Below are 3,451 nucleotides of genomic sequence, written 5' to 3' on the forward strand. Positions count from 1 at the left end.
CGTTCGCGGACGCTCTGTGTTGAATGGTTCGCTCGCAAGCTCGCTCACGGCTTCACCAGCGACTCGTAGCTGTCGGGACGGCGGTCGCGGTAGAACGCCCACAGGTCACGGACCTCGGCCAGCAGGCCCATGTCCAGGTCGCGGACGACGATCTCCTCCTCGGTGTCCGATGCGGCCTCGCCGACCAGCTGCCCGCGCGGGTCGGCGAAGTAGGTCTGGCCGTAGAAGTCGTTGTCGCCCAACGGCTCCACCCCGACCCGGTTGATCGTGCCGACGAAGTACTCGTTGGCCACCGCGGCCGCCGGCTGCTCCAGCCGCCACAGGTACTCGGACAGGCCGCGGCTGGTCGCCGACGGGTTGAACACGATCTTCGCGCCGGCCAGGCCCAGCGCCCGCCAGCCCTCCGGGAAGTGCCGCTCGTAGCAGATGTAGACGCCGATCCGGCCGACCGCGGTGTCGAACACCGGGTAGCCCAGGTTGCCGGGCCGGAAGTAGAACTTCTCCCAGAAGCCCTTGACCTGCGGGATGTGGTTCTTGCGGTGCTTGCCGAGGTACTTGCCGTCGGCGTCGATGACCGCCGCGGTGTTGTAGTAGACGCCGGGCTGCTCCTGCTCGTACATCGGCGCGACCAGCACCACCCCGTGCTGCCTGGCCACCTCGCACAGCAGCTGCGTGGTCGGGCCGTCCGGGATCTGCTCGGTGTAGGAGTAGTAGTCCGCGTCCTGCACCTGGCAGAAGTAGGGGCCGTAGAACAGCTCCTGGAGGCAGATCACCTGCGCGCCCTGCGAGGCGGCGGTCCCGATGGCGGCGACCGCGTTCGCGATCATCGATTCCTTGTCCCCGGTCCAGCGCTGCTGGATCAGGCCGGCCCGGACGATCTGTGCCACGAGTTGCGTCTCCTTAGTTCGTGGTCGCTGCGGTGACTGCCGGCGTCGCCGAGGTGCGCGGCGCCAGCGCGAGGTACAGCAGGAAGGCGGCGATCAGGCCGGCCACCCAGCTGTAGTCGTAGAGGGGCTTGAGCAACGGGATCAGGCCGTCGGCCGGGAACGGGCCGGTGCCGGGTGCGGAGTACGCGCCGCCGACGGCGATCACCGCGCCGACCACGGTGGCGAGCAGGGCCCGCCAGTTCCAGCCGCCGGTGAACCAGTACCTTCCGTTCTCCAGATAGAGATCCGGCAGGTCCAGGCGGGTGCGGTTGACCACCCAGTAGCCGGCGATCAGCACGCCGGCCACCGCGGCCAGCACGCCGCCGTAGAAACCGAGCCAGGTGAAGATGTAGATGTGCGGGTCGGAGATCAGCCGCCACGGCTGGATCAGCACGCCCAGCACGCCGGTGATCAGGCCGCCGGTGGCGAAGGTGACGCGCTTGGGGGCGGCGTTGCTGAAGTCGTAGGACGGGGACACCACGTTGGCCGCGAGATTGGCCGAGACGGTGGCCAGCACCAACGCGATCAGCGCGACCACCACCAGCACCGGGCTGTCGAAGCGGGCGGCCAGCTGGGCCGGGTCCCAGATCGCCTCGCCGTACAGCGAGACCGCGCCGGAGGTGGTCAGGATGGCCACGATGGCGATGAACGACATGGTGGTGGGCAGGCCCAGGATCTGGCCCCAGAACTGCTTGCGCTGGCTGCCGCCGAAACGGGTGAAGTCGGGCATGTTCAGCGACAGCGTGGACCAGAAGGCGATCATCGCCATCAGCGAGGGCGCGAACACCGCCCAGAAGCCCGCGCCCCAGCCCAGCTTGGACGGCTCGGACAGGATCGGGCCGAAGCCGCCGGCCTGCACCAGGACGTAGCCGAGCAGGATCAGGAAGCCCACCGACACCAGCGGGGCGGTCCAGTTCTCGAAGCGCCGGATGGCGTCCATGCCGCGCCAGATGATCAGCATCTGCACGACCCAGAACAGCGCGAACGACAGCCACAGCGTCCACGGCTGCCCGCCGACCGGGGCCGCGTCGCTCCAGCCGCCGCCGACCAGCTTGCCGACGATCACGTAGAGCGCCTCGCCGCCGACCCAGGTCTGGATGCCGAACCAGCCGCAGGCGATGAACGCTCGCAGCAGGGCCGGCAGGTTGGCCCCGCGCACGCCGTAGAAGCTGCGGGCGAACACCGGGAACGGGATGCCGTACTTGGTGCCGGCGTGGCTGTTGAGCAGCATCGGCACCAGCACGATCAGGTTGCCCAGGGTGATCGTCAGGAACGCCTGCACCCAGTCCATGCCCAGGGCGATCAGCGAGGCGGCCAGGGTGTAGCTGGGGATGTTGTGGGCCATGCCCATCCACAGCGCGAAGAAGTTGTAGGTCGTCCAGGTGCGCTTGGCCAGCGGCACCGGGGCGAGTTCGGGGTTGTAGAACCGGCTGTCGGCGATCGCCGCGTCGTCGGCCAGCTCGACGGAGGCGTCATCGGGAGTGACTCGAACCGGGGAGTGGGCCATGGCTGCTCCTGACGTCACCTTGGCGAGAATTCAGTATCGTGGGTGGCCGCTGCGGGAAAGGGCAGTGTCACACTGTCCATGGTTCCCGGCCACCGCGCACACTGTGTCCAGTTCGGAACCGGCCCGCCCCTTCGGGCTGTGATCAGCGCCTGGTCTCGTACCGGCTCATGACCACGCCGCCGGGGAACGCCCGCGTCTCCACCAGGTTCAGGTTCACCCAGCTGTCGCACGCCGTGAAGAAGGGAGTGCCCCGGCCGACCAGGACCGGGTGGGTCGCCACCGCGTACTCGTCGACCAGCCCGGCTCGCATGGCCGCCCCGGCGATCGTCGCGCCGCCGATGCTCATCGGGCCGCCGTCCTCGGCCTTGATCCGGCTGATCTCGGCGACCGCGTCTTCGGTGACCACGCGGGTGTTCCAGTCGACCTGGCCGATCGTCGCCGAGAACACCACCTTCGGCGTGTCCCGCCAGTTCCTCGCGAACTCCACCTGCGCCGGCGTCGCCCCGGGCTGCTGGTCGCCGGTCGGCCAGTAGGAGCTCATCGTCTGCCACAGCTTCCGCCCGTACAGCGACAGGCTGTTGGCCTGCTCCTGCTCCAGCCACCACTGGAACAGCTCGTCACTCGGCTCGCTCCACCCGATATCGTCGCCCGGCGCGGCGATGTAGCCGTCCAGCGTCGCGTTCATGGCGAAGATCAGTTTCCGTGTCATGGCAAGCCTCCCGTGAGTCGGTCTCACCTCATCGTGCGATGGGTGTGGGTGTCGTGGTTGTGGGTCGGGTGCTTGTGCGGCGCGGTTGCCGGGGGTGGGTGGAGTCTGCTTTGTGGGGTGGGGTTTGCTTTGCGGGGTGGGGGTTGTTGTGTGGTTGGGGGTGGGGTGGGGCGGTTGGTTGGGGGCTCCGGGTGGATTTTGTGTGGAGTCCTCTGCTTGTGTTTTAACCTTCGGGGTGGGTGACGGGGACCCCGGGTGATCACGGGTGCAGCCCTTGAGTGATCATGCTTCTTGTCTAGGGAAGAAGAT

Annotated in this window: 3 protein-coding genes; all 3 read right to left on the reverse strand. The window is 68.2% G+C overall.

Annotated elements, in window-relative coordinates; all coding sequences use genetic code 11:
* Positions 1–44 precede the first annotated feature (44 nt).
* Entirely contained in the window at positions 45–887 is an 843-nt protein-coding gene (locus tag ACIG5F_RS36825; protein WP_396524619.1) for a nitrilase-related carbon-nitrogen hydrolase, read from the reverse strand.
* Positions 888–900: 13 nt separating this feature from the next.
* Positions 901–2,433: an NCS1 family nucleobase:cation symporter-1 gene (locus tag ACIG5F_RS36830; protein ID WP_396524620.1), complete on the reverse strand. Its 1,533-nt coding sequence runs from the start codon at positions 2,431–2,433 to the stop codon at positions 901–903.
* 142 nt (positions 2,434–2,575) lie between these two features.
* The gene (locus ACIG5F_RS36835; protein ID WP_396524621.1) at positions 2,576–3,142 is read right to left on the reverse strand and encodes a dihydrofolate reductase family protein; all 567 of its coding nucleotides are present in this window, start codon (positions 3,140–3,142) and stop codon (positions 2,576–2,578) included.
* Positions 3,143–3,451 lie beyond the last annotated feature (309 nt).

This window comes from Kutzneria sp. NPDC052558 (genome assembly GCF_044547355.1).
Classification (GTDB): Bacteria; Actinomycetota; Actinomycetes; order Mycobacteriales; family Pseudonocardiaceae; genus Kutzneria.